Annotated in this window: 21 protein-coding genes and 4 pseudogenes; 14 read left to right on the forward strand and 11 right to left on the reverse strand. The window is 63.8% G+C overall.

What is annotated here, in order from left to right:
* The first annotated feature begins 231 nt into the window (after positions 1-231).
* Positions 232-1,398 carry a lipase family protein gene (locus LT988_RS07675; RefSeq protein WP_232409595.1) on the forward strand — a complete coding sequence of 389 codons (1,167 nt, stop codon included), beginning with the start codon at positions 232-234 and terminating at the stop codon, positions 1,396-1,398.
* A gap of 55 nt (positions 1,399-1,453) precedes the next feature.
* Here LT988_RS07675 and LT988_RS25395 read toward each other — a convergent pair whose 3' ends face one another.
* The 7 genes from LT988_RS25395 to LT988_RS07710 all read right to left on the reverse strand — a co-directional run bounded on the left by LT988_RS25395 (position 1,454) and on the right by LT988_RS07710 (position 8,095).
* Positions 1,454-1,789, reverse strand: coding sequence for a response regulator (locus tag LT988_RS25395; protein WP_332460579.1), 336 nt, complete (start codon positions 1,787-1,789; stop codon positions 1,454-1,456).
* Between the two features lie 54 nt (positions 1,790-1,843).
* Positions 1,844-2,326 (reverse strand): Crp/Fnr family transcriptional regulator, encoded by a 483-nt coding sequence (locus LT988_RS07685; protein ID WP_232409597.1) that lies wholly within the window; start codon positions 2,324-2,326, stop codon positions 1,844-1,846.
* A 147-nt stretch (positions 2,327-2,473) separates the two neighbouring features.
* On the reverse strand, positions 2,474-2,947 hold the full coding sequence (locus tag LT988_RS07690; protein ID WP_232409598.1) for a nitrate reductase cytochrome c-type subunit: 474 nt from the start codon (positions 2,945-2,947) through the stop codon (positions 2,474-2,476).
* Positions 2,944-3,831, reverse strand: coding sequence for a quinol dehydrogenase ferredoxin subunit NapH (napH, locus tag LT988_RS07695; protein ID WP_232409599.1), 888 nt, complete (start codon positions 3,829-3,831; stop codon positions 2,944-2,946). The genes LT988_RS07690 and napH overlap by 4 nt, the downstream gene beginning before the upstream one ends.
* A 314-nt stretch (positions 3,832-4,145) precedes the next feature.
* Positions 4,146-4,973, reverse strand: coding sequence for a ferredoxin-type protein NapG (napG, locus tag LT988_RS07700; protein ID WP_232409600.1), 828 nt, complete (start codon positions 4,971-4,973; stop codon positions 4,146-4,148).
* A gap of 33 nt (positions 4,974-5,006) precedes the next feature.
* Positions 5,007-7,754: a nitrate reductase catalytic subunit NapA gene (gene napA, locus LT988_RS07705; protein ID WP_232409601.1), complete on the reverse strand. Its 2,748-nt coding sequence runs from the start codon at positions 7,752-7,754 to the stop codon at positions 5,007-5,009.
* Between the two features lie 62 nt (positions 7,755-7,816).
* A complete protein-coding gene (locus LT988_RS07710) occupies positions 7,817-8,095 on the reverse strand; it encodes a chaperone NapD (protein WP_232409602.1) in 279 nt (92 codons plus the stop codon).
* A gap of 189 nt (positions 8,096-8,284) precedes the next feature.
* Between LT988_RS07710 and LT988_RS07715 the strand changes: the two are divergent.
* The 8 genes and pseudogenes from LT988_RS07715 to LT988_RS07750 all read left to right on the forward strand — a co-directional run.
* A pseudogene (locus tag LT988_RS07715) lies at positions 8,285-8,362 on the forward strand (hypothetical protein); the annotation flags it as partial.
* A gap of 67 nt (positions 8,363-8,429) precedes the next feature.
* Positions 8,430-8,612, forward strand: coding sequence for a hypothetical protein (locus tag LT988_RS07720; RefSeq protein ID WP_232410681.1), 183 nt, complete (start codon positions 8,430-8,432; stop codon positions 8,610-8,612).
* A gap of 52 nt (positions 8,613-8,664) precedes the next feature.
* A pseudogene (locus tag LT988_RS07725) lies at positions 8,665-9,509 on the forward strand (ABC transporter ATP-binding protein).
* Between the two features lie 12 nt (positions 9,510-9,521).
* Positions 9,522-10,871 carry a CmpA/NrtA family ABC transporter substrate-binding protein gene (locus LT988_RS07730; protein WP_232409603.1) on the forward strand — a complete coding sequence of 450 codons (1,350 nt, stop codon included), beginning with the start codon at positions 9,522-9,524 and terminating at the stop codon, positions 10,869-10,871.
* Positions 10,872-10,937: 66 nt separating this feature from the next.
* A pseudogene (locus LT988_RS07735) lies at positions 10,938-13,086 on the forward strand (FAD-dependent oxidoreductase).
* 188 nt (positions 13,087-13,274) lie between these two features.
* A complete protein-coding gene (gene nirD, locus LT988_RS07740) occupies positions 13,275-13,610 on the forward strand; it encodes a nitrite reductase small subunit NirD (RefSeq protein ID WP_232409604.1) in 336 nt (111 codons plus the stop codon).
* A 290-nt stretch (positions 13,611-13,900) separates the two neighbouring features.
* A pseudogene (locus tag LT988_RS07745) lies at positions 13,901-16,585 on the forward strand (molybdopterin-dependent oxidoreductase).
* Between the two features lie 99 nt (positions 16,586-16,684).
* The gene (locus LT988_RS07750) at positions 16,685-17,122 is read left to right on the forward strand and encodes a hypothetical protein (protein ID WP_232409605.1); all 438 of its coding nucleotides are present in this window, start codon (positions 16,685-16,687) and stop codon (positions 17,120-17,122) included.
* A gap of 302 nt (positions 17,123-17,424) precedes the next feature.
* Here the strand turns inward: LT988_RS07750 and msrB are convergent, their stop codons facing one another.
* The 3 genes from msrB to LT988_RS07765 form a co-directional block, all read right to left on the reverse strand.
* The gene (gene msrB, locus LT988_RS07755) at positions 17,425-17,907 is read right to left on the reverse strand and encodes a peptide-methionine (R)-S-oxide reductase MsrB (protein WP_232409606.1); all 483 of its coding nucleotides are present in this window, start codon (positions 17,905-17,907) and stop codon (positions 17,425-17,427) included.
* Positions 17,908-17,990: 83 nt separating this feature from the next.
* Positions 17,991-18,410, reverse strand: a complete 420-nt coding sequence (locus tag LT988_RS07760) for an EamA family transporter (RefSeq protein WP_232409607.1) — start codon at positions 18,408-18,410, stop codon at positions 17,991-17,993.
* A gap of 11 nt (positions 18,411-18,421) precedes the next feature.
* Positions 18,422-18,610: an ATP-binding protein gene (locus LT988_RS07765; protein WP_269752112.1), complete on the reverse strand. Its 189-nt coding sequence runs from the start codon at positions 18,608-18,610 to the stop codon at positions 18,422-18,424.
* Between the two features lie 434 nt (positions 18,611-19,044).
* Between LT988_RS07765 and LT988_RS07770 the strand changes: the two genes are divergently transcribed.
* The 3 genes from LT988_RS07770 (at position 19,045) to LT988_RS07780 (ending at position 22,029) form a co-directional block, all read left to right on the forward strand.
* The gene (locus LT988_RS07770) at positions 19,045-19,833 is read left to right on the forward strand and encodes an LOG family protein (protein ID WP_232409608.1); all 789 of its coding nucleotides are present in this window, start codon (positions 19,045-19,047) and stop codon (positions 19,831-19,833) included.
* A complete protein-coding gene (locus tag LT988_RS07775) occupies positions 19,830-21,212 on the forward strand; it encodes an MBL fold metallo-hydrolase RNA specificity domain-containing protein (protein WP_232409609.1) in 1,383 nt (460 codons plus the stop codon). The genes LT988_RS07770 and LT988_RS07775 overlap by 4 nt, the downstream gene beginning before the upstream one ends.
* A gap of 358 nt (positions 21,213-21,570) precedes the next feature.
* Positions 21,571-22,029, forward strand: a complete 459-nt coding sequence (locus LT988_RS07780) for a rhodanese-like domain-containing protein (RefSeq protein WP_232409610.1) — start codon at positions 21,571-21,573, stop codon at positions 22,027-22,029.
* A gap of 83 nt (positions 22,030-22,112) precedes the next feature.
* Here the strand turns inward: LT988_RS07780 and LT988_RS07785 are convergent, their stop codons facing one another.
* Positions 22,113-22,793: an SDR family NAD(P)-dependent oxidoreductase gene (locus LT988_RS07785; RefSeq protein ID WP_332460554.1), complete on the reverse strand. Its 681-nt coding sequence runs from the start codon at positions 22,791-22,793 to the stop codon at positions 22,113-22,115.
* 516 nt (positions 22,794-23,309) lie between these two features.
* On the opposite strand from LT988_RS07785, the gene LT988_RS07790 reads away from it, so the two are divergent.
* The gene (locus LT988_RS07790) at positions 23,310-25,205 is read left to right on the forward strand and encodes a mechanosensitive ion channel domain-containing protein (protein WP_232409611.1); all 1,896 of its coding nucleotides are present in this window, start codon (positions 23,310-23,312) and stop codon (positions 25,203-25,205) included.
* 397 nt (positions 25,206-25,602) lie between these two features.
* A complete protein-coding gene (locus tag LT988_RS07795; protein WP_232409612.1) occupies positions 25,603-25,866 on the forward strand; it encodes a hypothetical protein in 264 nt (87 codons plus the stop codon).
* Positions 25,867-26,117 lie beyond the last annotated feature (251 nt).

Below are 26,117 nucleotides of genomic sequence, written 5' to 3' on the forward strand. Positions count from 1 at the left end.
CCTCCGCCGCCAATGGTCCCTACCTGCTGTTTTGGCCCCGGTTCGCCCCGCTCTCCATGCCTCGCGGATAGGTCCCCTGGGAAAAGCCTGCCTCTATGGCCGTCGAGCGTCGTGTCCATCAGATCGCGATTAGGATGGAATGGAGCAAGCTCGGGCGTTGTCGTCTTCCGCGAAAAGCCCGCTAGACTCCGGTAGACGGAACGAACTGTCCAGACCTCGAGGTGACTCGGCATGCCATCGAACTTTCAGCCCGGCTTCGATTTCGACGAGATGCGAACCCTGCTCGAGATCGCACAGCAGACCTACACCGGCATTGCACCGAGCAAGGGTGCCCCTCCCGTGCCGGCACCCCCGGTCAACTGGCGGCTCGACACCGACCTGACGCCCAGTGGCACGACGTTGCTCGACAACTACTGGCAAGTCTGGCGCAACCAGGACGAGGACGACCAATATTGCATCGCGGTCCGAGGCACTGTCGCGACCGCGCCCAGCGTACTCGAAGATCTCTTGCTCCCACTGGTGCGCGCCCGCCTCTCGGTCTCGCTCGCGCACTGCGGTATCCCGCTGACCCTGGATCTCGACCTCGCGCGCGATGAAGCCGATAGTCCCGTGGAGGCCGGAGTTCATGCCGGCTTTGCGCTGGGTCTGATGTCGATCCTGTTCACGACCGATGCCCCCTTGTGGTTGACCCTGCTCGGGCTTCCCGAGGATGCCCGGATCTACATCACCGGCCACAGTCAGGGGGCTTCGGTCGCACTTCTGCTCACCAGCTTCGTGCGTCACTCCGAGCTGTTTTCCTCCAAACACTACAAGACATACGTCTTCGCTCCCGCCAAGCCGGGCAACGACCACTACGCCTACGACCTCGACCGGACGGCCGGCGTCCAGGGACTCGCGTACTCCGTGGTCAGCACGCAGGACTGGGTGCCGCAGGTCCCGTTCACGCTGGAAGGACTCAATGCCATCAATCGGCCCAATCCACTGGCCGCATTCCCGAGCGGCTGCGCCGAGGTTTCGACTGTCCAGTCGCCGCCGCAGGTGCAGCAGGCCGACGTTGCCGAAGAAGCCGCCCGCGAGGAGGCTCGGGCGAGGCTGCAGACGCTTTTCGCGGATTTGCGTCGGCAACTCCCGAACCAGATCTACGGCGTGACCGCGTCGCAACTCAGCCCGGCCCTGTCCGGCGCCGCTGGAGCAGATCGGATTCTCGGCTCGGCCTGCCTCGACTCCGTTCTCGAGCAACTCATTAACGCCATTCTCCCGTCACTCAACTTCGCCAAGGCCGGCACCATGGTTCCCGCCTTCGCGACACCCGGTTCAAATCCCGACGACCCGAAGGACTTCTTCTGGCAGCATCACCTGGGGAACTACTTGAAGTACCTGACGGAAGATTACGGCTGAGGCATCGGGGATTCGGCGTGCATACCACCATGCTGCGTGTCGCCGACACGCCGGATCAGCTGGCCGTCGTCATCGCGCATGAGATCGGCCACGTGCTACCCGTATTTGCATCCGCGGGCAGGCGGATGTCGAGCAGGACGATGTCGGGTGTGAGGTGCCGCAACAGCACCGTCAGCTCCGCGTCGCTGCCGGCTTGGAGGACATCCCAAACCTCCTGGCGGACCTCGTGGGAGACCAAGTCTCGGATAACCGGATCATCGTCGACGATAAGGACCTGAATGATGCAAAAACACAGGTGACGTCGACGCGCAACACCGCACCCCGGCGGATGCTGGCCGACGCGGTCTCCGAACCCGAACGGAGCAACGCCGGGAAGACCCTCGTGCGGCAGCCCTTTTCGCCGCCCCTCGGCCGATCATCCCTCGCCGAATTCCCTGTCGCCGATTCAATAGCGCCCGCCGGTCTTCAGCATGTAATTCGCCAGCTCGGTGCGCTCGAGATTGACCCGCATCAGGTTCGTGTGGGTGATACGGAAGATCGCACGCATGACCTTGTAGACCAGCCGCGGATGGGTCTCGACAAGGGCCTCGAAATCGTCGGGTTCCAGGGTCAAAACGCTGCTGTCGTCCTCCGAGCGCAAGGCTGCCTTGCGTGCGGAGCCGTCGACGAAGGCACGGGTTCCGGCGCACTCGCCCGGACGCATCCGATACAGAGACTCCTCGACCCCGCCGACCGTCTTGCAGACGCATAGACGGCCCTCCGCCAGCAGAAACAGGGTGCGCCGCTGCTCGTCCTCGGAGACCAGCAACTCGCCGTTGGTCAGCCTGACGAGACCCATGCACCCTGCAAGGACCGACGCTTCCGTCTCGTCCAGCTCGGTGCCGAGCTCCGAGCTGCGTAGTATTGCCGCCCGATCCATTTGATTCATCGACCGATCTCCCGTTTCTCTCCAACACGATGGACAATGTGCAGCTGTCGTCCGCGCGCGCGGCAGCGGCGGACGCGGATCAATGTCCCGCCAGTTTAGCGCGTCGGATCGGGATGTGCCCCATCGGCGAAGCACGCTCGTAGCCGGTCAAGGCACGTCGAAATCATTTCCGACGAGCAGGTTCGCCTCGGTCTGCGGGACGTGGCACTGGGTACAGAAGTAGCGGGTTCCGATGATCTTCTTCTCGATCGTGCTCGGATCGCTGCGCAGGCTCACGTAATGGCTCTCGGGCATCGGAGAAGGCTCGGCCGCGTCCTTGTCCTGATCCCAGAGATCCTGGTCGTGATGACATTTCAGGCATTTATTGCTCTTCAGCGTAATGAGGCCGGACTCCTCGATGCTGTGCGGGATCAAGGGCGGCGCATCCTCGAACGCCGTCGGCAAGGTCGAGTCGGCATCCTCGGGATCGATCGAGAGGTAGTCGAAGCTCACCGGGTCGGGAGAATCGAAGACGGTCCCGCCAAGATCTTCGTCGATCCAGGACAGGTCTTGTGCAAAGGTAAGGCTGCCGGCCAGAACGACCCCGACGACGAGCGCGAGGGAACGGGGAAGCATGGTCATGGGTGATCCTCCTTCGTGATGAGCGGATGCCGCGCCGGAGCGGAGCCGGGACCTGGTTGATGTAAGCGCCAACCGAATGCCAAGCTCTTCTCCGGGCAGATCGGGATACAACGCGCGCAATTCGTACATTCCCCCGAGACGACCTGACCATCCTGCGCGAGCCGTTTGAGGTTCAAGACCTGAGGTTCCGGGCAGATCGCTTGGCATTTCCCGCAACCGCTGCAGCTGGCTTGATCGAATTTGACCCTGACCTGGGCGGTATGGCGCCCGACCACGGAATAAAAGGCGCCGAGTGGACAGAGGTGACCGCACCAACCGTGCTTGACGACCAGCCAGTCGAATAAGAAGAGACCGACCAATGCGGTCCAACCCAAACCCAGACCGAAGATGATCTCGCGATGCATGGCCCCGATCGGGCTGACCCATTCGAATGACGGAAGCTCGATTAAGATCGACAGCAGCAGGGCGAGCGCCAGCACCGTGTATCTCAGGTGGCGAGGAATCCCGAAGAGGTTCCTGCGCCAGGTCTTGCGGTGCAGAAATCCCGCAAAGTCGGTGACTGGATTCACCGGACAAACCCAGGAGCACCACACCCGGCCGCCCAGGATCATGAAAACGCCTAAGACCAGCGCCGCGCCCAGAAGCTCCTCGAGTTCAGGGAGGTGCCCGGTCAGCAGGATCTGGAGCGTCGCGAAGGGATCGGCGAGCGTCACCTGACCGAGAACCTCCGATGCACTGAGGTTGCCGCTCAACACGGGGAAACCGAAGAAAGACCAGCCCCAATGCAACGTGCCGAAGAACATCAGCAAGACGCCGATCTGAACGACTCGCCGCAGAATCAAGTGGCGCCAGCCCCAGAGGCGAGTTGACGTTGCCCTATTCATCGGGTTTCCGAATCGAGGCGTGGCGCGGAGCGCCAGGCGATGCGTGACACCGCCGGAGCAGTGTCACGAGTGAGCGCGCCTCGGCGAATAGGGTAACGCGTCTTACCGAATTGTTCGAAAGACCGGTCTGCAGGGACAAGCAAGCCTGTAGGGTGCACGAGCGCGAGCGAAGTCCACCGAGCCCTGCGCCGACGCTTCAGTGGCTCGTAACACCCGCTCTGCGGTGTCGCGCATGCCCCGTGGCGCTCTGCACCGCGGGGCACGATGGCCGCAGAGGCGAGCAAGGCCGGCGTCGGCTGCCGATTGCTCGTCATCTAAAACTCCGCCTGATTCAGATAATCCAGCCCGGGCACCTGACCCTGCTCCGGTGCGGAATCCAGTCGTCCCTTCCGGGTTTCGCCTGCATCGGGACCGGACATCGCGCCGTCTGCCTGCTTCCATCCCATCCTGAAGTGGTCGCCGATCTTGCCTTGAATCAACTCGGCGGGAAGCACCTTGATGGCCGCGATCTGGGTCGGACAGGCATTCTCGCAAATTCCGCAGCCCGTGCAGCCCGCGCTGAGGACCATGGGCAGAAGCATTGCGTGCTTGCTCAATTCACGCCGTCGGGTTTCGACGTGGATGGCTTTGTCCCGAAGCGGGCACACCCGATAGCAGATCTCGCAACGCAGACCCTGCCAGGAGAGACAATTCTCGGTGTCGATGAAGGCAAGACCCATCCGCGAGTCCATGACCTCGTCGAGCGTCGGTGACAGCGCACCGGTCGGGCAGGCGGCCTTGCAGGGAATGTCGTGGCACAGGTAGCAGGGGATCTGTCGGGGCTCGAAACAGGGTGTTCCCAGCGGAGCGCGGTCGCCTAAGGCGGCCAGTTTTAAGGTGTCGTAGGGACAGGCGACGACGCAACGTCCGCATTTGATGCAGAGGGCATTGAAGTCCGCATCCGGCAGCGCACCGGGCGGGCGCAGGGCCGATGGTTCGGCGCGGGCGTTCTGAATGACGAGATACGACCAGAGCATACCGCCACTCGTGGCGACGGCTGCGCCCTGGATGCTCTTCTGTATGAAACTGCGCCGCGTTGTCATGATCGGTGATTCGCCGGATGTGATGAAGGCATTCGGCTCGCTCGGATGCGTGCGCCACATCCGAGTACTGTCGAAGGAGCCGAGGAGGCCGCACTACACCTTGTAGATCTTGATCGCGGTCTTCTTGAAATCCTCCTCCTTGGAGATCGGACAGGTCGCGTCGATGCAGAGCTTATTGACGAATACCGATTCGTCGAAAAAGGCCATGAAGCTATAGCCTCGCGGCGGACGATTGCGACCGGCAGTCTCGATCACCGCCTTGATCTTGCCGCGTCGGGATTCGATCCAGACCGCATCCTGACGCTTGAGCCCGCGCTCCTCGGCGTCCTTCTCGTTCATGTCCAGGACCGCCGCCGGCATGGCCCGATGCAGCTCGGGAACGCGGCGCGTCATGGTGCCGGTATGCCAGTGCTCGAGCAGACGCCCGGTGCAGAGCCAGAGGTCGTAGTTCCCGTCGGGCGACTCCACCGGTGCGGCGTAGGGTCTGAAGAAGATCTTCGCCTTGCCGGGGAATTTGGTCTTCTCTTGGGTCGTAGGACCTTTTAGATCTCCGCTCACCAGCTCCTTCATGGCACCGCCGTAAAACTCGATCTCGCCGGTCTTCACATAGGGATCGTATTTGGCGTTAAAGCGCCACGGCGTCTCTTTGCCGTCGACGACGGGCCATCGCAGGCCGCGCACATCGTCTTGATAATAGACATCGAAAGGCGCGAGGTCGTGATGATGACCGCGCCCGAAGGCGGCATACTCTTCGAACAACGCCTTTTCCACAAACCAATCCACGCCGAGATGCTTGACCGTGTGATTGTCGTGTCCTTTGGCGACCGGATCGGGCCAAGCAAACGCCTTGTTCTCCGGTGTCTCGAAGAGCGCTTCGTATAAGGTCATCTCGGGTCGATAGCCCATCTCCTGTGCCGCCGCCATCACCTCCGGGAGCCTCCCCTCGTCGAATCCTTCGTCCTTGAGACCGGGAATCGATTGTTCCTTCCAGACCTCCGCCAAGGTGATGCGTTTGGAAAACTCCAAGATCTGCCACAGGTCGCTGCGCGCCTCACCGGGTGGGGGCACCTGCTCGCGCCAGACCTGCGTGCGTCGCTCGGCGTTCCCGTAGCCACCCCATTTCTCGAAAATCATAGCCACGGGCAGGATCAGATCGGCCACCTTGGCCGAGATGCTCGGATAGGCATCGGAGACGACAATGAAGTTGTCTTGCTCGCGTGCCGCCTTCAGCCAATGGTTGGCATTGGCGACATGCTGGAAAGGATTATTGACCTGCACCCAAACCCACGAGATGGAGCCGTCTTCCAGGTCCCGCATGATCTTGGTGATGTGGCTCCCGGGTTTCGGATTGAGCGTCTTGGGCGGCAGCTTCCAGGTCTGCTCGGTAATGTCGCGATGCTTGGCGATATCCACGACCATGTCGGCCGGCAAACGGTGACTGAAGGTACCGACCTCGCGAGCCGTGCCGCACGCGGAAGGCTGGCCGGTCAGTGAAAAGGGGCTGTTGCCGGGCTCGGCGATCTTCCCCAAGAGCAGATGCACGCTGTAGATCTGCTCGTTGACCCAGGTCCCGCGGACATGCTGATTGAATCCCATGGTCCAAAAACTGACCATCTTTCGATCCGGCTCGGCATAGAGATCGGCCAGCCTCACGAGCTTGGCCTTGAAGGCATCCAAGGACTCCTCGGCGTCACCCTTGGCCAGCTCGGCGACAAAATCCAACGTGTAGGGCTCGACCCCTGCCTTGAAGTCCTCGAAGCCGACCAGCCAATGTTTGCCGGCGGTTGCCGCATCATCCTGTTTGATCGTGTGCACCTGCTCCGGATCCAGACCGCGCCCGATGGCCTCGTCCCGCGTCAAGGTGACCTCGATCTCGCGGGCCTGGATATCCTTCTCGGCATCGAAGGCGAACTTGTCCGTCGCTCGCATCCCATAACCGATATCGGTGGGGCCGGCACAAAAGACACAGTGCGCGTCGACGAAGGCTTTATTGACCGCATCGCGGTGGATGATCTCGCGCGCAAGGTAGTTCAGCAGTGCCGTGTCGGTGTTCGGCTTGATGATGATCTCGAGATCCGATCCTTCCGATGTCATGTTCCGAAAGGTCGTGATATTGACGACCTTCATCTCGGGATGACCGAGGCGCCGGTCGATCACACGTTGCCAGAGGACCGGATGGGCCTCGGCCATATTCGCGCCCCAGGCGACGACCGTATCCGTGTATTCGATGTCGTCGTAGTTGCCGGGCGGCTCGTCGACTCCGAAGACCTGCATAAATGCAGCGACCGCCGAGGCCATACAGTTGCGCGCGTTGGGATCGATGTTGTTGCTGCGAAGACCAGCCTTCATCAGCTTGGTCATCGCGTAGCCTTCCTGGATCAGCCATTGGCCGGAGCCGATCACGCCGATCCCGGTCGGACCTTTTTCTTCGTAGGCCTTCTTGAACTGGATCGCCATCTCGTCGAAGGCCCGATCCCAGGTCACCGGTGTGAACTTGCCCTTCTTGTCGAACCGACCGTCGGTCATCCGCATCAAGGGCTGCGTGAGGCGATCTTTGCCATAGAGGATCTTGCCGTTGAAATAGCCCTTCACACAGTTCAGACCGCGATTGACCGGGGCGTCGGGATCGCCCTTGGTCGCGACGATCTTGCCGTCTTGGGTCGCGATCATGATCCCGCACCCCACACCGCAGAAGCGGCAGACACCTTTATCCCATCGCCAATCCTGCTCGGTCTCGGCTGCCGCAACGGCGGCGATGCGGCTGATGGGGATTCCGACGGCCATGGCCGTCGCGGCTGCGACGCCTGATTTCAGAAAGGTACGGCGGCTGGGCTCCATCATTCCTCCTCGATCTCGTTCTATTTCTTGATCGCTCACCCGCGCGAGTCGGGCGAGGATGTGGTCTAGGACTCGGCCATCTCCGCGGGGATCGCATCCCATTCCGGCGGTGTTTCGTCGAAGACGTGGTAGACCATCTCGGCCAGCATCACGCCGGGCAACGCCTTGATGCGACAGAGCGCAGCGACCTCCCCTTCGACCGTCTCGGCCTCTTGTACGACCACGATCCGCCCGGTCGCAGGCACCGTGTGATGGACCTCGACGCCGGGCAACACATTGAGCGCTAGCGTTGTGTTCTCGACTCGGGCGGGCGGGACGACGACCAGGATGCCTGAGAGATTCATCGGCGGGTCTCCGGGCTCGGGTTGGTTTTGAGTGTCCGGACGCTAGCGCCGCCGCTGACGAGAAACCTTGATCCCCATCAAGAATCGCGAGCGAATGATCCGAGCGTGCCAAGGCTTCGCCGAGCCGAGTTGAGTCTGGCTCGCTGTTTGCCTTTACTAATCTCTATGCCGACGGTCGCTCGTGACCTGATGAACGTCAGCCGTGTCCTGCGGCTCTCCTGGTTCAAGCAGACGGTCAAGATCATCCTGCCGTCGGCCTTGCCGATGATCTTCACGGGGCTGCGGCTGAGCCTCGGGATCGGCTGGATGGTGCTGATCGCCGCGGAGATAGATGTTGGCCCAGAACCCCGGCCTCGGGAAATTCGTCTGGGACGAGTTCCAGAACGGCAGCTCCAACTCGCTGGCGCGGATCATGGTGGCCGTGTTCGTGATCGGCTTCATCGGCTTCGCGCTCGACCGCGGCATGCTCATGCTTCAGCGCCGCGTCTCCTGGGACAAGTCGGCGGTGCTGCGATGACCCGCCCTGTCAATTGCTCCGACCCCATGACCGTCGCACGAGGATCCAAGGCATGTCTGTCTATCTGAGCATCGATCGGGTCGGGATCACCTTCCCGACACCGAAGGGACCGCGCGAGGTCCTGAAGGACATCAAGCTCGACATCGCCCAAGGCGAGGTCGTCTCGCTCATCGGCCACTCGGGCTGCGGCAAATCGACCGTGCTGAACATCGTCGCCGGGCTGCTCGAAGCGAGCGTCGGCGGCGTGCTCCTTGAAGAGCGCGAGGTCAAATCGCCGGGCCCGACCGCGCCGTTGTCTTTCAGCAGCACTCTCTGCTGCCGTGGCTGACCGTCTACGACAACGTCCGCTTGGCCGTCGACCAGGCATTCGGTCGCGGCAAGACCCGCAAGGAGCGGCATGAGTGGACCCTGCACAACCTGGATCTGGTGCACATGGGGCACGCGCTGGAGCGCCGCCCTGCAGAGATCTCGGGCGGGATGAAGCAACGCGTCGGTATCGCCCGTGCCCTGGCCATGGAGCCCAAGGTCCTGCTGATGGACGAACCCTTCGGGGCGCTGGACTCGCTCACCCGCACACACATGCAGGATTCCCTGCTGGAGATCCAGGCGCGGCTCAACAACACCGTCATCCTGATCACGCATGACGTCGACGAGGCCGTGCTGCTCTCCGACCGCATCGTGATGATGACCAACGGCCCCTCCGCGACGGTCGGGCGGATCCTGGATGTCGACCTGCTGCGCCCCCGCGACCGACTCGCACTCGCGGAGGATCCCACCTATCACCACTACCGCGCCGAGGTCGTGAAATTTCTTCACGAGCGGCACGCACCCGCGGCCGCGCAGTCCGGAAAGCCGGCGCGCGAGCGTCCGGCGTTGCGTCTGGCGGCGAACGGTTAAGGGAGCAAACACATGGGCATCATCCCCGATTGGCTCAGACGCAGCGCGCACGCCGGCGGGCGCGACGGACTGGAAAAGACACGCCTGACGCTCGGCTTTATCCCCCTGACGGACTGTGCACCCCTGGTCATCGCCAAAGAACGCGGTTTCTTCGAGAAGTACGGCCTGGACGTGGAACTCTCCAAGGAGACCTCTTGGGCGAACGTTCGCGACAAGGTGAGTATCGGCATCCTGGACGGCGCCCACATGCTCGCACCCATGCCGATCGCGAGCACGCTCGGCATCGGTCCGGTCGAAAAGCCTACCGTCACGGCGCTGAGCCTGGATCTGAACGGCAACGCCATCACGGTCTCGCAGGCACTCTACGAGCGGATGCGCGAGCTGGACCCAGGCGCCATGAACCACCGGCCCTACTCGGCGGTGGCCTTGAGGCAGGTGATCGAGGAGCGGCGCGCGCAAGGCGGCAAGCCGTTGACCTTTGCAGTGGTCTTCCCGGTCTCGACCCATGCCTACGAGCTGCGCTATTGGATGGGCGCCGCCGGGATCGATCCGGATACCGACGTGCGGCTGCTGGTGGTCCCGCCGCCGCAGATGGTGACCCAACTGCGCGCCGGCAACATCGACGGGTTCTGTGTCGGCGAGCCTTGGAATTCGGTCGCCGTCGCCGAGGGTCTCGGGCGTGTCCTCATCACCAACTACGAGCTCTGGAACAACAACCCCGAGAAGGTCTTCGGGGTCAATCTGGAGTGGGCCGAGCAGTATCCCAATACACACCGCGCCCTGCTCATGGCCCTGTTGGACGCAGCGCGCTGGACCGATGCGCCCGAGAATCGCGCGAGCGTCGCCGAGCTGATCGCGCCGAGCCGCTACATCAATGCCCCGGTCGAGATCGTGCGTCAGTCCATGACCGGCACCTTCCGCTATGCGCTCGACGAGGCGCCGGTCGCGATGCCCGACTTCAACGTCTTCTTCCGCTTCGCCGCGACCTATCCCTGGCGATCCCACGCGCTCTGGTTCCTGACCCAGATGGTGCGTTGGGGCCAGATCGAGAAACCGATCGATCTCGCCGCCGTCGCGGCCGAGGTCTATCGACCTGACCTCTATCGGGAGGCGGCCGATGCCTTGGGTCTCGCCTCGCCCGCGCTCGACCACAAGCGCGAGGGGTTGCACGCGCGCGGCTGGATGCTCGAAGGGGCAAGCATCCCGCTGGCGATGGGCCCGGATCGCTTCTTCGACGGATTGACCTTCGATCCCGCCGATCCGGTCGGGTACATCGCCGGTTTCGACGTCCAGCGCCGTGCCTGCTCGCTGGAGGCGCTGGCGGCGGCGAACGGCGGCCCGGCCACGGCGGCGACGGTCTGAGGCCGGTCGCAACGCGCCCCGACACACGAATTCCCGACGCGGAGAACCAGCATGAACCCCGATGGCATGAACAAAGAACGTTTGGTCCTGGTGGGCAACGGCATGGCCGGGATGCGCACCATCTGTTGAAGCTGGAGCCTGACCTCTACGAGATCACGGTCTTCGGCGCTGAGCCGCATCCGAACTACAACCGCATCCTCCTCTCGCCGGTGCTCTCCGGGGAGAAGACGATCGACGAGATCATCCTGAACAGCCTCGACTGGTACGCCGAGCATGGGATTACGCTGCACACCGGCGATCCGGTCGAGCACATCGACCGTCGCAAACGCTTGGTGCGCAGTCGGTCCGGTCTGGAGGTGCCTTATGACCGGCTGATCCTGGCGACCGGATCCAACCCCTTCATCATCCCGGTACCCGGTGCGGATCTGCCCGGCGTGCTGGGATATCGCGACATCGCGGATGTGGAGGCGATGATCGAGACCGCGCGCGGCTTCAAGCGCGCCATCGTCATCGGCGGCGGACTGCTCGGACTCGAGGCCGCCTACGGTTTGCAGCAGCAGGACATGGAGGTGACCGTCGTGCACCTTCTCGACACCCTGATGGAGCGGCAGCTCGATAAGCCTGCCGCGGCGCTCCTGAAGGCGTCGTTGGAGCAACGCGGGCTGACCTTTCTCATGGAGGCCCAAAACGCGGCGATCCAAGGGCGCGACCGCGTCGAGTCGGTCCGCTTCGCCGACGGCAGCGAGGTCGCGACCGATCTGGTGGTGATGGCGGTCGGCATCCGCCCGAACATGACGCTCGCCCAGAGCGCCGGGATCCATTGCGAGCGCGGGATCGTGGTCGACGACACCATGCTGACCTACGACGCCCGCATCTACGCGATCGGCGAGTGCGTGCAGCACCGCGGGCAATGCTACGGCCTGGTCGCGCCGCTCTTCGAGCAGGCCAAGGTCTGCCCCAATCATCTCGCCAAGCTCGGCTACGGCCGTTACCAGGGCTCCGTGACCTCGACCAAGCTCAAGGTCACCGGCATCGATCTCTTCTCGGCCGGTCAGTATGCAAGGGGGAGATCGTCAAGGCGATCACGAGCAAGGGGCTCTTCACGCTCGAAGACGTCAAGCTGCACACCAAGGCGGCGGCCTCGTGCGGGTCCTGTACCGGCCTGGTGGAGCAGATCCTGGCGAGCACGCTCGGGAGCGACTACTCCACACCCGAGGCGAAACCCATCTGCACATGCACAGACTACAGCCACGATCAGGTCCGCGCGGCGATCCGCGAGCAGCACCTCACGAGCCTGAGCAACTGCTTCGAGAAGCTCGACTGGCGTCAAGCCAACGGCTGCCATATCTGCCGGCCCGCGCTCAACTACTACCTCATCTCCACCTGGCCGGCGGATGCGATCGACGACAGCCAGTCGCGCTTCGTCAACGAGCGTGTCCACGCCAACATCCAGAAGGACGGGACCTATTCGGTCATCCCGCGCATCTTCGGCGGCGAGACCTCGCCGGCCCAGCTGCGCGCCATCGCCGAGGCGGCCGAAAAATATGCCGTGCGCTCGGTCAAGATCACGGGCGGCCAACGGATCGATCTGCTGGGCCTATCCAAAGAGCAGCTGCCGCACATTTGGAAGGATCTGACCGACGCCGGTTTCGTCTCGGGCCATGCCTACGGCAAATCGATGCGCACGGTCAAAATCTGTGTGGGGTCCCAATGGTGCCGCTTCGGCGTGCAGGATTCGACCAAGATGGGCATCGAGCTCGAGGAGTTGAACTGGGGCTCCTGGACCCCGCACAAGTTCAAGCTGGCCGTCTCTGGCTGCCCGCGCAACTGTGCGGAGGCGACCATCAAGGACTTCGGCGTCATCGCCATCGAATCCGGCTGGGAGTTGCACATCGGCGGCAACGGTGGCGTGAAGGTCCGCGCAACCGACGTCCTCTGCCGGGTCACCACACCCGAGCAGGTCAAGGAATACTGCGGCGCCTTCATGCAGCTCTATCGCGAAGAGGCACGCTATCTGGAGCGCACCGCGCCCTGGGTCGAGCGGGTCGGCCTCGCCTACATCAAGAAACGCATCGTCGAGGACGAGATCGGACGCCGCGCCTTCTACAAGCGCTTCCTGGAGTCGCAAACGCAGGCCCAGGTCGATCCCTGGAAGGCACGCGCGGCCGGCGCGCAAGCGCATGAGTTCACGGCGTTAAAGCAGGTGAATGGGTGAGAGAGAAGGATGATAGCTGTTAGCTGTTAGCTGTTAGCTGTTAGCTGTTAGCTGTTAGCTGTTAGCTGTTAGCTGTTAGCTGTTAGCTGTTAGCTGTTAGCTGTTAGCTGTTAGCTGATAGCTGATAGCTGATACCAGGCTGCCGGATGCACGACGCCCCAAACACCGCACCAACACGAGGCTACACAATGACTGCAGTCGTCGACGACATGACTTGGCTTGAAGTGGGTACGCTCGATGAGATCCCTCGCCAAGGTGCGAGGGTGCTTAAACGCGAACAGGGTGATATCGCCGTCTTCAGGACCGCGGCGGACGAGGTGTTCGCCTTGCTCAACCGTTGCCCGCATCGCGGGGGGCCCTTATCGGAGGGGATCCTTTACGGGCGAAACATCGTCTGCCCCCTGCACAATTGGTGTCTCGATCTGGCGAGCGGCGAAGCAAAGGGGCCGGACGAGGGTTGTGCGCCCGCCTATGCGACGCGGGTCGAAGCCGGCCGGGTCTTCGTCTGCGCAGAACCCAATTAAACCGCGCTCCGCGCAGTATGCGATGTTTGTTGGATGGGATCGGTCTTCGCGGCCTTGACTAGCACTGGAGCCGGCGCGGTTTAAGATATTAAAAAATATGATTTTAAACCGCGCCCCCACCAAAGGTTCCGGATCCACTAAACGTCGAAATCACTCGAAAATGAGCATCCCGCTATTGACGCGGTCTAGCGGCAGGCCGTCGCCGTTCATCCGTTTTTCGGCGATTGCCGGAAATTCGATACCCGCTACTGACGCCCTCGCGAAGGCGCGACGATCACGGAGACAGGACGATGACCGAACCGAGCAAGACAACCTGTCCCTATTGCGGCGTGGGCTGCGGGGTGCTCGTCACGCCGCAGTCCGACGGAACGGTTTCCGTCCGCGGCGATCCGGATCACCCGGCGAACTTCGGGCGTCTCTGCTCGAAGGGCGCGGCCCTCGGCGAGACGCTCGGGACCTCGGGACGACTGATCCATCCGAGGGTCGCGGGCGAGCGGGTGAGCTGGGATCGGGCGCTTGATCGGGTCGCCGGTCGTCTCGGCGAGATCGTCGCCGAGCACGGACCGGAAGCGGTCGCCTTCTATGTCTCGGGTCAGCTCCTGAACGAGGACTACTATGTCGCCAACAAGCTGATGAAGGGCTTCATCGGCGGCGCGAACATCGACACCAACTCGCGGCTCTGCATGGCCTCGAGCGTCGCCGGCTACAAGCGCGCCTTGGGTGCCGACACCGTGCCCTGCGACTATAGGGATCTGGAAGCCGCCGAGCTGATCGTCCTGGTGGGCTCCAACACCGCCTGGTGTCACCCCGTCGTCTACCAGCGGATCAAACAGGCAAAGCAGGCCAATCCGGACCGCCAAATCGTCGTGATCGGTCCGCGCCGCACGGCGACCTGCGAGATCGCCGACCTGCACCTGCCGATCGCGCCCGGCACGGATACCGTCCTCTTCAATGGTCTGCTCAACTGGCTCAGACGCGAGGACGCGCTGGACTGGACCTTCTTGGAGACGCACACCGAGGGTTTCGCCGCCGCTTTCACCGCCGCACGCGAGTCAGCCGGCTCTGTGCCGCGCGTCGCCGCCGCCTGCGGCGTCCCTGAATCCGACCTCGCCGATTTCTACCGGCGCTTTGCCCGCACCGAACGGGTTGTCACGCTCTACAGCCAAGGCGTCAATCAATGGTCGTTCGGGACCGACAGGGTCAACGCCATCATCAATTGCCACCTGGCGACCGGACGCATCGGCCGATCCGGCATGGGGCCGTTCTCGATCACCGGACAACCCAATGCGATGGGCGGACGCGAGGTCGGCGGATTGGCCAATCAGCTCGCCGCGCACATGGACTTCGCACCCGAGGACGTCGATCGGGTCGGGCGCTTTTGGCAAGCCGACGGCATCGCCCGCGCGCCGGGCCTCAAGGCGATCGAGATGCTGCGGGCGGTTGAAGAAGGCAAGATCAAGGCGATCTGGGTGATGGCGACCAACCCGGCCGTGAGCATGCCCGACGCCGATCGGGTGCGTGCCGCGCTGCAGGCCTGCGAGCTCGTCATCTGCTCGGACCTCTTCGCCGACACCGACACCGCCCGCTGTGCCGACGTGCTCTTGCCCGCCGCGGGATGGGGCGAGAAAGAAGGCACCGTCACCAACTCGGAGCGGTGCATCTCGCGTCAGCGCGCCTTCCTCGATCCGCCCGGCGAGGCGCGTCCGGACTGGTGGATCCTCACCGAGGTGGCGCGCCGCATGGGGTTCGACGATGCCTTCCCGTATCGCTCGGCAGCCGAGGTGTTCCGCGAGCACGCTGCCCTGTCCGCCTTCGAAAACGACGGACGACGCGACTTCGACATCGGCGCCTTGAGCGATCTCTCGGCGAGCGACTACGATCGGCTCGCCCCGATCCAATGGCCGCGCCCGGCGTGACGTGAAGCCGCACGCCTCTTCGCCGACGGCCGCTTTTACACCCCGAACGCCAGGGCGCGCTTCGTCGCGATCGCGCCGCGACCGCCCGCGACCGCGCCGGACGAAGACTATCCACTCGTGCTCAACACCGGCCGCATCCGTGACCAGTGGCACACGATGACCCGCACCGGCCTGACGCCACGCCTGAACAGCCACATCGCCGAGCCCTTCGTGCAGATCCATCCGGTCGACGCCGCCGCACACGGCCTCGGCCGGGGCGGCATCGCCGAGCTGACCAGCCGCTGGGGTCGGATGCTGGCGCGTATCGACGTCGATCCCGATCAGCGCCCCGGCTCCGTCTTTGTCCCCATGCATTGGAGCGACATGCTGGCCCGCCAAGCGCGCGCCGATGCGCTGGTCAATCCGATCACCGATCCCGTCTCCGGGCAGCCCGAGTTCAAGCACACGCCGGTACAGGTGCGCCTCTTTCGCGCCGCTTGGTACGGCATTGCACTGAGTCGTGAGCGGCTTCCGGTCCCCGACGGCACGCCGCGAGACCTGACCGTCCCGCAGCCCGACTACTGCGTCGCCGTCCGAAATCAGGGCTTCTGGCGCACCGAGATCGCCGGCCGCGAACTCATTGAGGACTGGGCCGACTGGGCACGCGGAGCATTCGGCGCGGACGGCGCATGGCTGGACTTCGCCGACGTCGCACACGGCCGCTATCGCGGCGCCCGTATCGTCGACGGACGCCTCGCGGCCTGCCTCTTCATCGCCCCGTCCCCGAATCTGCCGAGCAGCCGCTGGCTCGGCGAGCTCTTCGGCGCGGCGCAGCTCGATACCCGCGCCCGCACCGGTCTCCTCGCCGGCCGACCGCCGCGCGGCCAGGTCGACGCCGGCGAGACCGTCTGCGCCTGCTTCAACGTCGGCCGCACGCGCATCGAGCAGGCGATCCGCAGCGAGGGCCTGAGGTCCACCGACGCCATCGGCGTCTGCCTGCAGGCCGGCACCAACTGCGGGTCCTGTCTGCCCGAGTTGGGTCGTATCCTGGAGCAAACGCTCGACCGCGGCGCGGCGTGAACGGGGAGCACAATCGGACTAGAATCCGCGGACACTCGAGCCCCTGACCGCGCCACTCATTGGTCCGGTCGGGCTCAACCCCTTGATGAGGAGAACCTCGTGTCCGAACTGCAGGAAACCGCGTCCGAGCCCGCCATCGTGCAAGCGGTGCGGCGTCTTCCCCCTGCCGAGCAGCAGTTGCTTTTGGCGTGGGCGCGCGGCGTCGGCACCATCCGTTACGGGACATTGCGGGGCTTCAAGAAGGCGGGGGCCATGCTCAAGCTCACGCGCGATCAAAAGGCCGCGTGGCCGCTTCTCAAGGTCCTGTCGTTGGCCGTGAAGCATACCCTCTGGGACGCGCGTTCTTGGACCGTGCGACTGGGCGTCGGGGCCGTTCTTGCCACCTTTATCGCGGTCGACAACGGAGGGGCGGGTATCGTGGCGCTGGGGGGCGGGATCGGGCTCCCGCTGTGGATGTTGATTGGCGTCGGCGGCGCCTCAGCCGGCCTCCTGGCGGACAAGATCAAGGCACGGACGACGGCGCGTCGCAGCGCATAGTTCGGCCGGTCATCCGATCGGTGCTTGCGTTGACCAGAGACCTGGTGACCTCGGGCTCTCGACCGATCGCCTTGATTCATTGCGATCGTCGAGCATTGGCTCGCCGCGGGGATCGCCGCGGTGGATGACCCGGCACGTCCGACGATCATCAGCGACGCCGAGAATCACAACGTGACCTCGGTGCGCGCGGCACTCGCGACGCTTCAACGGCATCGGCAGACCGCCGAAGCCGTCGCGGGGATCGGTCGGCACGGGCCGGGCCAAGGTGCGTCCCGATCAGCGACAACCGGCTCGATTCTTTCTTATCGGCCCTCGCCTTCCGACCCAAGACCCGCGTCGGCGTCCCGGACCTTTACAAGCGCGACGGCGTTCATGCAGTAACGCAGTCCACTCGGTTTCGGGCCATCGGGAAACACATGACCGAGATGGGCGCCACAGGTGTTGCAGGTGGTTTCGACACGCAGCATGCCGTAAGCGTTGTCGCCGTGGTAAGCAATCGCATTCTCCTTGACGGGTTGCGTAAAGGACGGCCATCCAGTGCCGGAATCGAACTTGTGTCGAGCGTCAAACAATAAGGTGTCGCAACAGACGCACGCATAAAGCCCGGGCTCGAATAGGCTGCACATCTCCGAACTGAAGGGCCTTTCGGTGCCCTTCTGCCGAGCGACTCGATATTGCTCGTCGGTCAGGTGCAGACGCCACTCGGCATCGGTCTTTTCAACGACTCTGTCGGGTTTCAAGTTTCCGGTCTCGAGGAAACGAGTGACGTCGTGCCAAGTCAACATGCTCTGATCGCTCTGTCGGGTTTGGAAATCGGGTCTTCGCTGATTCGACAACCATGGGGTCCCGGACGGCCAGGGACAACGACTCATGGCCAGGCGAGGATCAAGACGCCTGCAAGAATCAGCATCCCGCCGAGCACCAACTTGAGGGTCACGGCCTCGCCGAGGAAGACCACGGCCAGGACGATCGCGAATGCCAGGCTCAATTTGTCGATGGGGGCCACCAGCGAGGCCGGCGCCAATTGCAGCGCGCGATAGTAGAGCAGCCATGAAAAGCCGGTTGCGAGTCCGGACAGGATCAAGAAACCGACGGCACGCCATTCCAAGGTCCGGGGCATCTGCCACTCCCCGCGCAGCGTGACCACGCCGGCGATCATCGTCAGAATGACCAGGGTGCGGATCAGCGTCGCCAGGTTGGAATTCAGCCCCGCCACGCCGAGCTTGCCGAAGATGGCGGTCAGGCCCGCGAAAAATGCCGAGCCGAGCGCGAAGACTTGCCAGGCCATAAGGGTCTCCTTTAGGTGATTCGAGGCTGCCGATAGCGAAAGATCAGGTCCGAGCCTTCGGGAGGTTCGAGCAGGCTCAGGCGGCCGCCCTGCCGAGCAGCGGCTTCACGCGCGATCGCGAGTCCTAGCCCGCTGCCCTCCCCGTCCGCGTCCGGCACGCGGTAGAAGGGGTCGAGCGTGCCCGCCTTGGAAGCGGCCACAAGGGATGCTCGCCCGGCGTGGAAGACTCGCTGCGCAGATCGTCCGATGCGTTCGCAGAGCCTGCAAGACGCGCCTGGATGCCCGCGTTGGTTTGCCTCTATCGTGCTACTCTCGTGATCCGGGACGGCTTCTCGGGTCTAATATCGGCAACCCGAGGTCGATCGCCTCGGGCGGGCCCGCAGACCAACGTCTCCTCCAGCTCAGAGCAAGCGTAGGACGTGCACAGCACGCAATGCCCATGCGCCGACCACCATCCAACATCCCCGTTCCTCCACACCGTACGCAACGCCGTGAACCCTTACCCTCCGAGCATCCGCGACAGGGGGAGGACGACGCGGCGTCGGCCGACCGGCTGCGGCAGATCATGGAACACCCTGCCTATCGGCAGCCAGACCGGGACGTTCACTTTCTGCACACGCACGCCGCCCGAGGCGTGCGTCTGCAGCTCGATTACCTGAAAGCGGAGCAGTGCCTCGAGGGCCGCGGCGTGCATCACTGCATCGTGGTCTTCGGCAGCACACGATTGCGTCAGCCGGAGGACGCCCGGCGCGAGCTGGCAAGCGCCCGGGAGGCGGCGACCGAGACACCGAAGGACCCGGAGCGGGCGCGCCGGCTGAGGCTCGCGGAGCACCGCCTGGCACTGTCGCGGTATTACGACATCGGCCGCGAGCTTGGCCGACTGGTGGGCGCGGCGGGCCGGGGGGCGAAGGATTCACGGCTGATCGTCATGACCGGCGGCGGACCGGGTGCCATGGAATCGGCCAACCGGGGCGCCTTCGACGTGGGTGCCGACAGCGCGGGGCTGAACATCACGCTGCCGGGCGAACAGTATCCGAACCCCTACGTCACCCCCGGTCTGTGCTTCCAGTTCCACTACTTCTCGCTCCGTAAGCTACATTTTATGAAACGTGCCGCGGCCATCGTCGCGCTGCCGGGCGGCTTCGGGACGCTCGATGAGTTGTTCGGGGCGCTGACGCTGATCCAGACCCGCAAGGTGCCGCCGATGCCGGTGGTTCTGATCGGCGAAGACTACTGGCGGCGCGTCTTCGACATCGACTATCTGTTGGAGGTGGGCAGCATCGACGCCGAGGACATCGAGCTGTTCTGGTACGCCGAGACCGCGGCCGAGGCGTGGAACGGCATCCGCCATTGGCACCGCGTCAACGGCAGCGCGTTGTTCAAGGAGGGCGGAGACGTGTTGCCCGAGGAGGAAAACAGATGAGGCTATCGTTCCACGGCGCGGACCGGGCGGTGACCGGCTCCTGCCACCTCGTGGAGGTCGGCGGGCTGAACATTCTGGTGGACTGCGGCCTGTTCCAGGGCGGACGCGAGGTCGACGAGGAGAACGCGGCCGACCTCGGCTTCGACCCGGAGTCCATCGACATCCTGCTGCTGACCCATGCGCACCTGGACCACTGCGGGCGTATCCCGTTGCTCGTCCGGCGCGGATTCAAGGGCGAGATCATCGCCACGCCAGCCAGCCGGGAGCTGGCCAGGGTGGTCCTGTTGGACGCCGCACACCTGCAGCAGGAGGAAGCCGAGCGCCGCTCCCGCAAGGCGCACCGGCGCGGCCAACGCGTTCCGGCGCCCCTCTACGGCGTGCTGGACGCGCTGAACGCCATGGACCTGTTCGGCCGCAGGGCTCACTACGGGGTGCCCATCGAGCTGGCCGACGACGTTTCGGCGACCTTTACAGACGCGGGGCATATCCTGGGCTCTGCCAGCATCCGGCTCGAGCACCGCGATGGTGACGACACCAAGGCGGTGATCTTCTCGGGCGACCTAGGCAACAGTGGCCGACCCATCCTCCGCGACCCCACCGTTCCTGCGCCCGCCGACACCGTGGTCATGGAGACCACCTACGGCGACCGGGACCACAAGCCGCTCGAGCCATCCATTGGCGAACTCTACGCCGCCATCAATGACACCCTGTCGCGCGGCGGTAACGCCATCATCCCCACGTTCGCGCTCGAGCGCGCGCAGGAGTTGCTCTACCACCTGCGCGAAGGCGTCGAGCAGGGCCTGCTGCCACGCACGCTGCCGGTGTATCTCGACTCGCCCATGGCCATCTCGGCGACCGAGATCTTCCAACATCACCCGGAGTGCTACGACGCCGAGGCCCGCGCACTGTTCGAACGCGGAGACGACCCCTTCGGCTTGCCGGGACTGCGTTTCACCCGCGAGACGGCGGACTCCATGGCGCTCAACCGCCTCGCCGGCGGCGCCGTCATCATGGCGGGTTCAGGTATGTGCACCGGCGGGCGGATTCGGCACCATCTGCGCCAAAACCTATGGCGCCGCGACTCCAGCGTGATCTTCGTCGGCTTCGCCGCTCCCCGCACCCTGGCCCGTATCCTGATCGACGGCGCCAAGCGCGTGCGCCTGTTCGGCGACGACATCTCGGTCAATGCGCAGCTTTACACCATCAACGGTTTTTCGGCGCATGCCGACCGGACGGAACTGCTCGCATGGCATCGGGCCATCCGACCGGAGCGCACCATCCTCGTACACGGCGAAGAGAAGGCCATGCACGCCTTCTCAACGCAGCTGCGGGACACGGAGGTGTTGATGCCGAGCCAGGGAGACACCGTCGCGCTCTAGACCGCGGCCTGCGTCTCCGTTTTTGGAGGGGGCGGAGCTCGGGGCAGACCGATCACCATAAAAGGCGTCGTTGACGCCCGTCGCGGGACATTCCCCGCCAGCGCATCCCGCTCCACGCGGACGCGGCCGCCTTGCGGCGAACGGATGTGCCGCGTGGGCGTGAGTGGGTGGTTTAGAACTCGCAGTCGCCGAAGTTTACGGAGTGGCCGTCGTCCTCTTGCTCAACGACGCGCATCCATATGCGAGCACGGCGTGGTGTGACCTCCTCTAACGGCGCCGCCCCGTGGCGGCGACATCTATTTATTAGCCTATACTTATGGATGAGAGGTAAAGCCACGCCTTCTCAGGAGGAACCCAGATGAAACGTCTATTTGCCGTGTTGATTCTCGGCGTCTTGCTCGTGCCCTCGGCGCTCGCCTACGACGAGGTGCTGGCGAAAAACTACGAGCTGTTCTTCTCCACCTTCGAGGAGAGCCAAGTGCCCAAGGCAATGCACTTGATCCCACCCGATAAGCTTGTCACCGCGATCAAAAACGGTGAGGACTTGGTCTTCATGGACGTCCGGACCAACGCAGAGCAGTCGATTGTCGGCGTAACCTATCCAAATTCACTCAGCATGCCGATGAATGAAGTCTTCGAGCCCGATAATCTCGCCCGGATTCCGACGGACAAGAAGGTCGTGGTGACCTGCCAGTCAGGTGTGCGATGCACCGTCATCGCAACCGCGCTGCGCAACATCGGGTTCGACAACATCTACGCCGTAAAGGGGGGATTGGCCGCGTTGGTCCAGTACCTCGGCGCCAAGACAGCATTCTGAACGGAGCGGAAAAGGCAGCGGCGCGGGTTGTCCATCCATGTCGCTGTACACTTGACCAACGGCATTCAACCTCGAGCAACAGATCAGTCCACTCCATCGTCCCGCGCGCGTCTTGATGCGCGCATCTCACCAAGGAATCGGCTCGCCCTGCCGGAAGAAGCCCCCGCTGGGTCCGTCCTCTGGCAAGGTCGCGGCCCAGACGATGCCCTTGGCCCCTCCTCGACCGCCAGCGGGGCGTTTGCGCCGCCCATGTCGGCGCGCACCCGGCCCGGACAGACCGAGTTGATCTTGATGTCGGTGTCGCTCAACTCGTCGGCCAGGATGCGGGTGACGGCGTTGAGCGCCGTCTTCGACAGGCGGTAGGCCGGGCAGCAGCCGTTCATCTCGCTGAGCTGGCCCATCCCTGACGAGACATTGACCACGCGACCGCGCCCCTGCATCAAGGGAATCATGAGCTGGCACAGGCGAAGCGCGGCCAGCGTGTGGGTCTCGAAGCCGCGAATGATGACATCCAGCTCCGCCTTCAGAATGCTCGACGCCGGGCTGCCGGGCGAGGGATCGGGAAAGATACCGGCGGTGTTCACCAGCACGTCCAGGCGTCCGAAGTGCTGCTTGATGCGGTCGCGCAGGTCGATCAGCGCGCCTTCGTCCGTCACGTCCACCGGCTGGAAGCTCACCTCATATCCATCCTCGGCGAGCGCCGCGGCTGCCGCGCGTCCCTGCTCCTCGCGTCGCGCGGTAAGCAGGACGCGGTAGTCGAGCACCGCGAGTTACCGACAGGTCTCGAGACCGAGTCCGCGATAGGCGCCGGTAACGAAGGCAATGGGTCGATGGGGCATGGTGCAACCTCTCTCGTGATGGAATGTTCTCGCCTGACAAAGGCCCTAAAGCTAGTACCAAAACCGAAGGCCAATACATCGTAAAGATCGCGAGCCGGGACGTCGACCGGATCCGAGGCCTTGGCTGCAACAGCGGTTTCGCGGGCGGCATCCGCGGCTTCGCCGCGTTGCGGGCTCGCTACTTGAGTCCGCGATGCCTAACTCGCTGTGCACCTACGGAGCTCGGGATGAATTCCGTCGGCGTTGCCCATACCCTGCTTGCACGAGGGATTATCCCCGTCGTTATCCAAATGCGGCTCCTGAGCGGCCGAGCACACGATGTGATCTCTGATTCGTGTCGCCATGGCCAACTCGTTGGCGCGTCACCGCCGTCGGCCTCGCAAACCGCCTGCCACGTCGATCGCACTCATCACGAATCCCCATTCCGACAAGGAGTTCTTGATGCATAAGATCTATTTACCGCTATTGCTGGCGACCGTCTTGTCCTTGCCCGGCCTTTCGGTGACGGCCGACGAAGGCGCTCAACCCCCCTCGCCGATGACGACTGAAGATCCGGCCATCCCGGTCGATGAGCTGGCTCTGTTGCTCAAACCACTGACCAAGTCGCAACTGTTGATCGAGGCCGATGCCTGGCAGGGGCTGGTGCAGGACAAGGTCGAGGAGATATCCCGCGCCGAGATCGCGGTCAAGCGTCAGAATCAAGAGATCGACACGGCAACACAGATCAAGAAGGAGCGCGAGAAGGCAAAGAAGCAACTGGAGGATGTCGAACAAGAGGCCAGCGACGCTCGCATCAGTGGCGATCCGACGGCGATCGCCAAGGCGGAGGAAGCGGCTGCCGACGCGCTGGAGCAGATGGATGTCGTGAGAGAGCACATCGACGAGGCCGCCGATGCGGCGGAGCGTTCCGCGGAAATCCGTGACCAGATGTCCGAACAGGTCAAGGCCCGTCTCGAAGAAACCGCGGAGGCGGCGCAGGTCGCGGGTGCAGCAGTCGATAAGGTCGATGAGGCGGTCGATCAGGCCAAGGACAAGTCCGGAGACGCGTTACGCGTCGCGGCGGACGATACACGCGCAGTGGCCGAACAGGCCGCGCAGGCAACGGAAGCGGTGGCGGAAAAGGCCGCCGAGGTCGTCGCGACCGCGAAGGAGCCGGCGCAGCAGGCCGAAGCGGCTGAGGGGGCGCTCGACGGGAGTGCTGCGCTCATGGATCAGGCCGCCGAGTCGAAGAAGCAGCAGAAGGTCGCATTGCTCGAAGCGGTCGCTGAGCTACGCGAGCAGCGCACCCTCTTGTTGGATCAGTTCAACGCGGTCATCGCGGCGTTGGAGACCAAGACCGACGAGCAAGACGCCGATACATTGGCCAAGATCCGCGACTACAAGCTCTACGCCTCTGCTGTGGGTGGCATCGAGCTCGATGTCACAGACGCGACCTCGGCGTGGCTGGCCATTCAGGGTTGGGTCATGTCGGACGAGGGCGGGGCACGTTGGGTACTGAATCTCGCGAAATTCGTCGGCATCTTGCTTGCGGCCTGGATCATCTCCGGCATCGTCAGCGGCCTGATTCACCGCGCGGTGCGCCGCGTGCCCGGCGCATCGAAATTGCTCGAGGATTTTCTGGTGAAGGCGGCAAGGTGGGTGGTCCTGGCCATCGGTGTGATCATGGCGTTGGCGGCGCTGGAGCTCAGCATCGGCCCGCTGCTTGCTTTGGTCGGTGCCGCGGGCTTCGTCGTCGCGTTCGCGTTGCAGGACTCGCTGAGCAACTTCGCCAGCGGGCTGATGATCCTGTTCTTTAAGCCGTTCGATGTCGGTGACGTGGTTGATGCCGGCGGCGTTTCCGGTTCCGTGGAGTCCGTGAACCTGGTCTCCACCACCATCCGTACCTTCGACAACAAGAAGATGGTCGTGCCCAACAACCGCGTCTGGGGCGACGTCATCACCAACGCCAGCGGCGTCTCCGAGCGGCGCGTCGACCTGGAGTTCGGTATCGGCTACGACGACGACATCGACAAGGCGCAGGCCATTCTCGAAGAGATCGTCCACAACCATCCCAACGTACTCACAGAGCCGGCGCCCACGATCCGCATGAACGCGTTGGCAGACTCTTCGGTGAATTTCATCGTTCGGCCCTGGACCAAGACAGCCGACTACTGGGGCGTCTATTGGGACATCACGCGCGAGGTGAAGATGCGCTTCGACGCCGCCGATATCGGCATCCCGTTCCCGCAGCGTGACGTCCATCTCTACCTCGCCGACGGCGGCAAGTTGCCCGGGCTAGTGGCGGCACCGGTGCCCGAGACCGGAGCAAAATCCAGCGACGGCGGACTCGACAAGTGATCGGGGTGCGCGAGGCAAGGCCCTAACCTCCATCAGCAACACCGAAAGATGGTGCCCGCGCCGTCGCATCGCGCGACTCGCGGCGTGATTGGTCATCCGGCGGGAAGCACGGCAGTGTCGTTGGAAACGCGTGCAGACTCCTGCGAACACCACCGGCCGGGCCGTGCGGTCCGCGTCGTCTGCGAAATGTGCGATTTCGCAATGCAGTTTTGCGCCGACTATGTCCAACTCAGGGGTAGCGCCGTCGCCGGCCAGTCAAGTTCAATCGTCAGGAGTTCGATAAAGACGGATGGATTCGGCAGCAGGACCGACCCCCACGCTCGGCAGCACGGACTCGCCGTGAACATGTTGGCTAGAACGCCGACCTGTGCCGGATACAACCATGGAGCATCCATCGATGAGGACTCAACTGGTAAAGAACGCGATCGTTGCGATCGTCGTGGCGACGAGTTTTGCGTGCGGCAATTCGGCACTCGCTGCGGGCGGTAAGAACGCTTACAACAACCCAACAGGTGATCCGGCCGAGGACACCTACCAGACCCCCTACACCAATGTCGGCGAGGGGCGCATCATGGTCTTCTGCGCGGAAGGTGAGACCCTGGTCGTGACGCCGGCCGAAGACGGGGCCGTCGAGGCAGTCTGCGTGCCGGCTGCAGCCTGATCCCACCCAAGCCGCACGGTTCGTCTACTGGCCCAATCCTTAATCGGCCGACGTGCTATCCCACCGGGTGCGGCTGAAATCAGTGGTCTCGTCGACCGTCATATTCTTAGACGGGTCAGCATCGTGCAAGCTCGTACCGAAGAGTACCGGGTTGGTCCTTTAGGTGCCGTGGAGTACCGCGGTACCGGAGTGTACGTCGGCCGGATGCGCGTGTTCCAATGGCGCCGGTCACGGCATGGCGCCACTCGCCG

It is taken from the genome of Thiocapsa bogorovii (assembly GCF_021228795.1).
Lineage (GTDB): Bacteria > Pseudomonadota > Gammaproteobacteria > Chromatiales > Chromatiaceae > Thiocapsa > Thiocapsa bogorovii.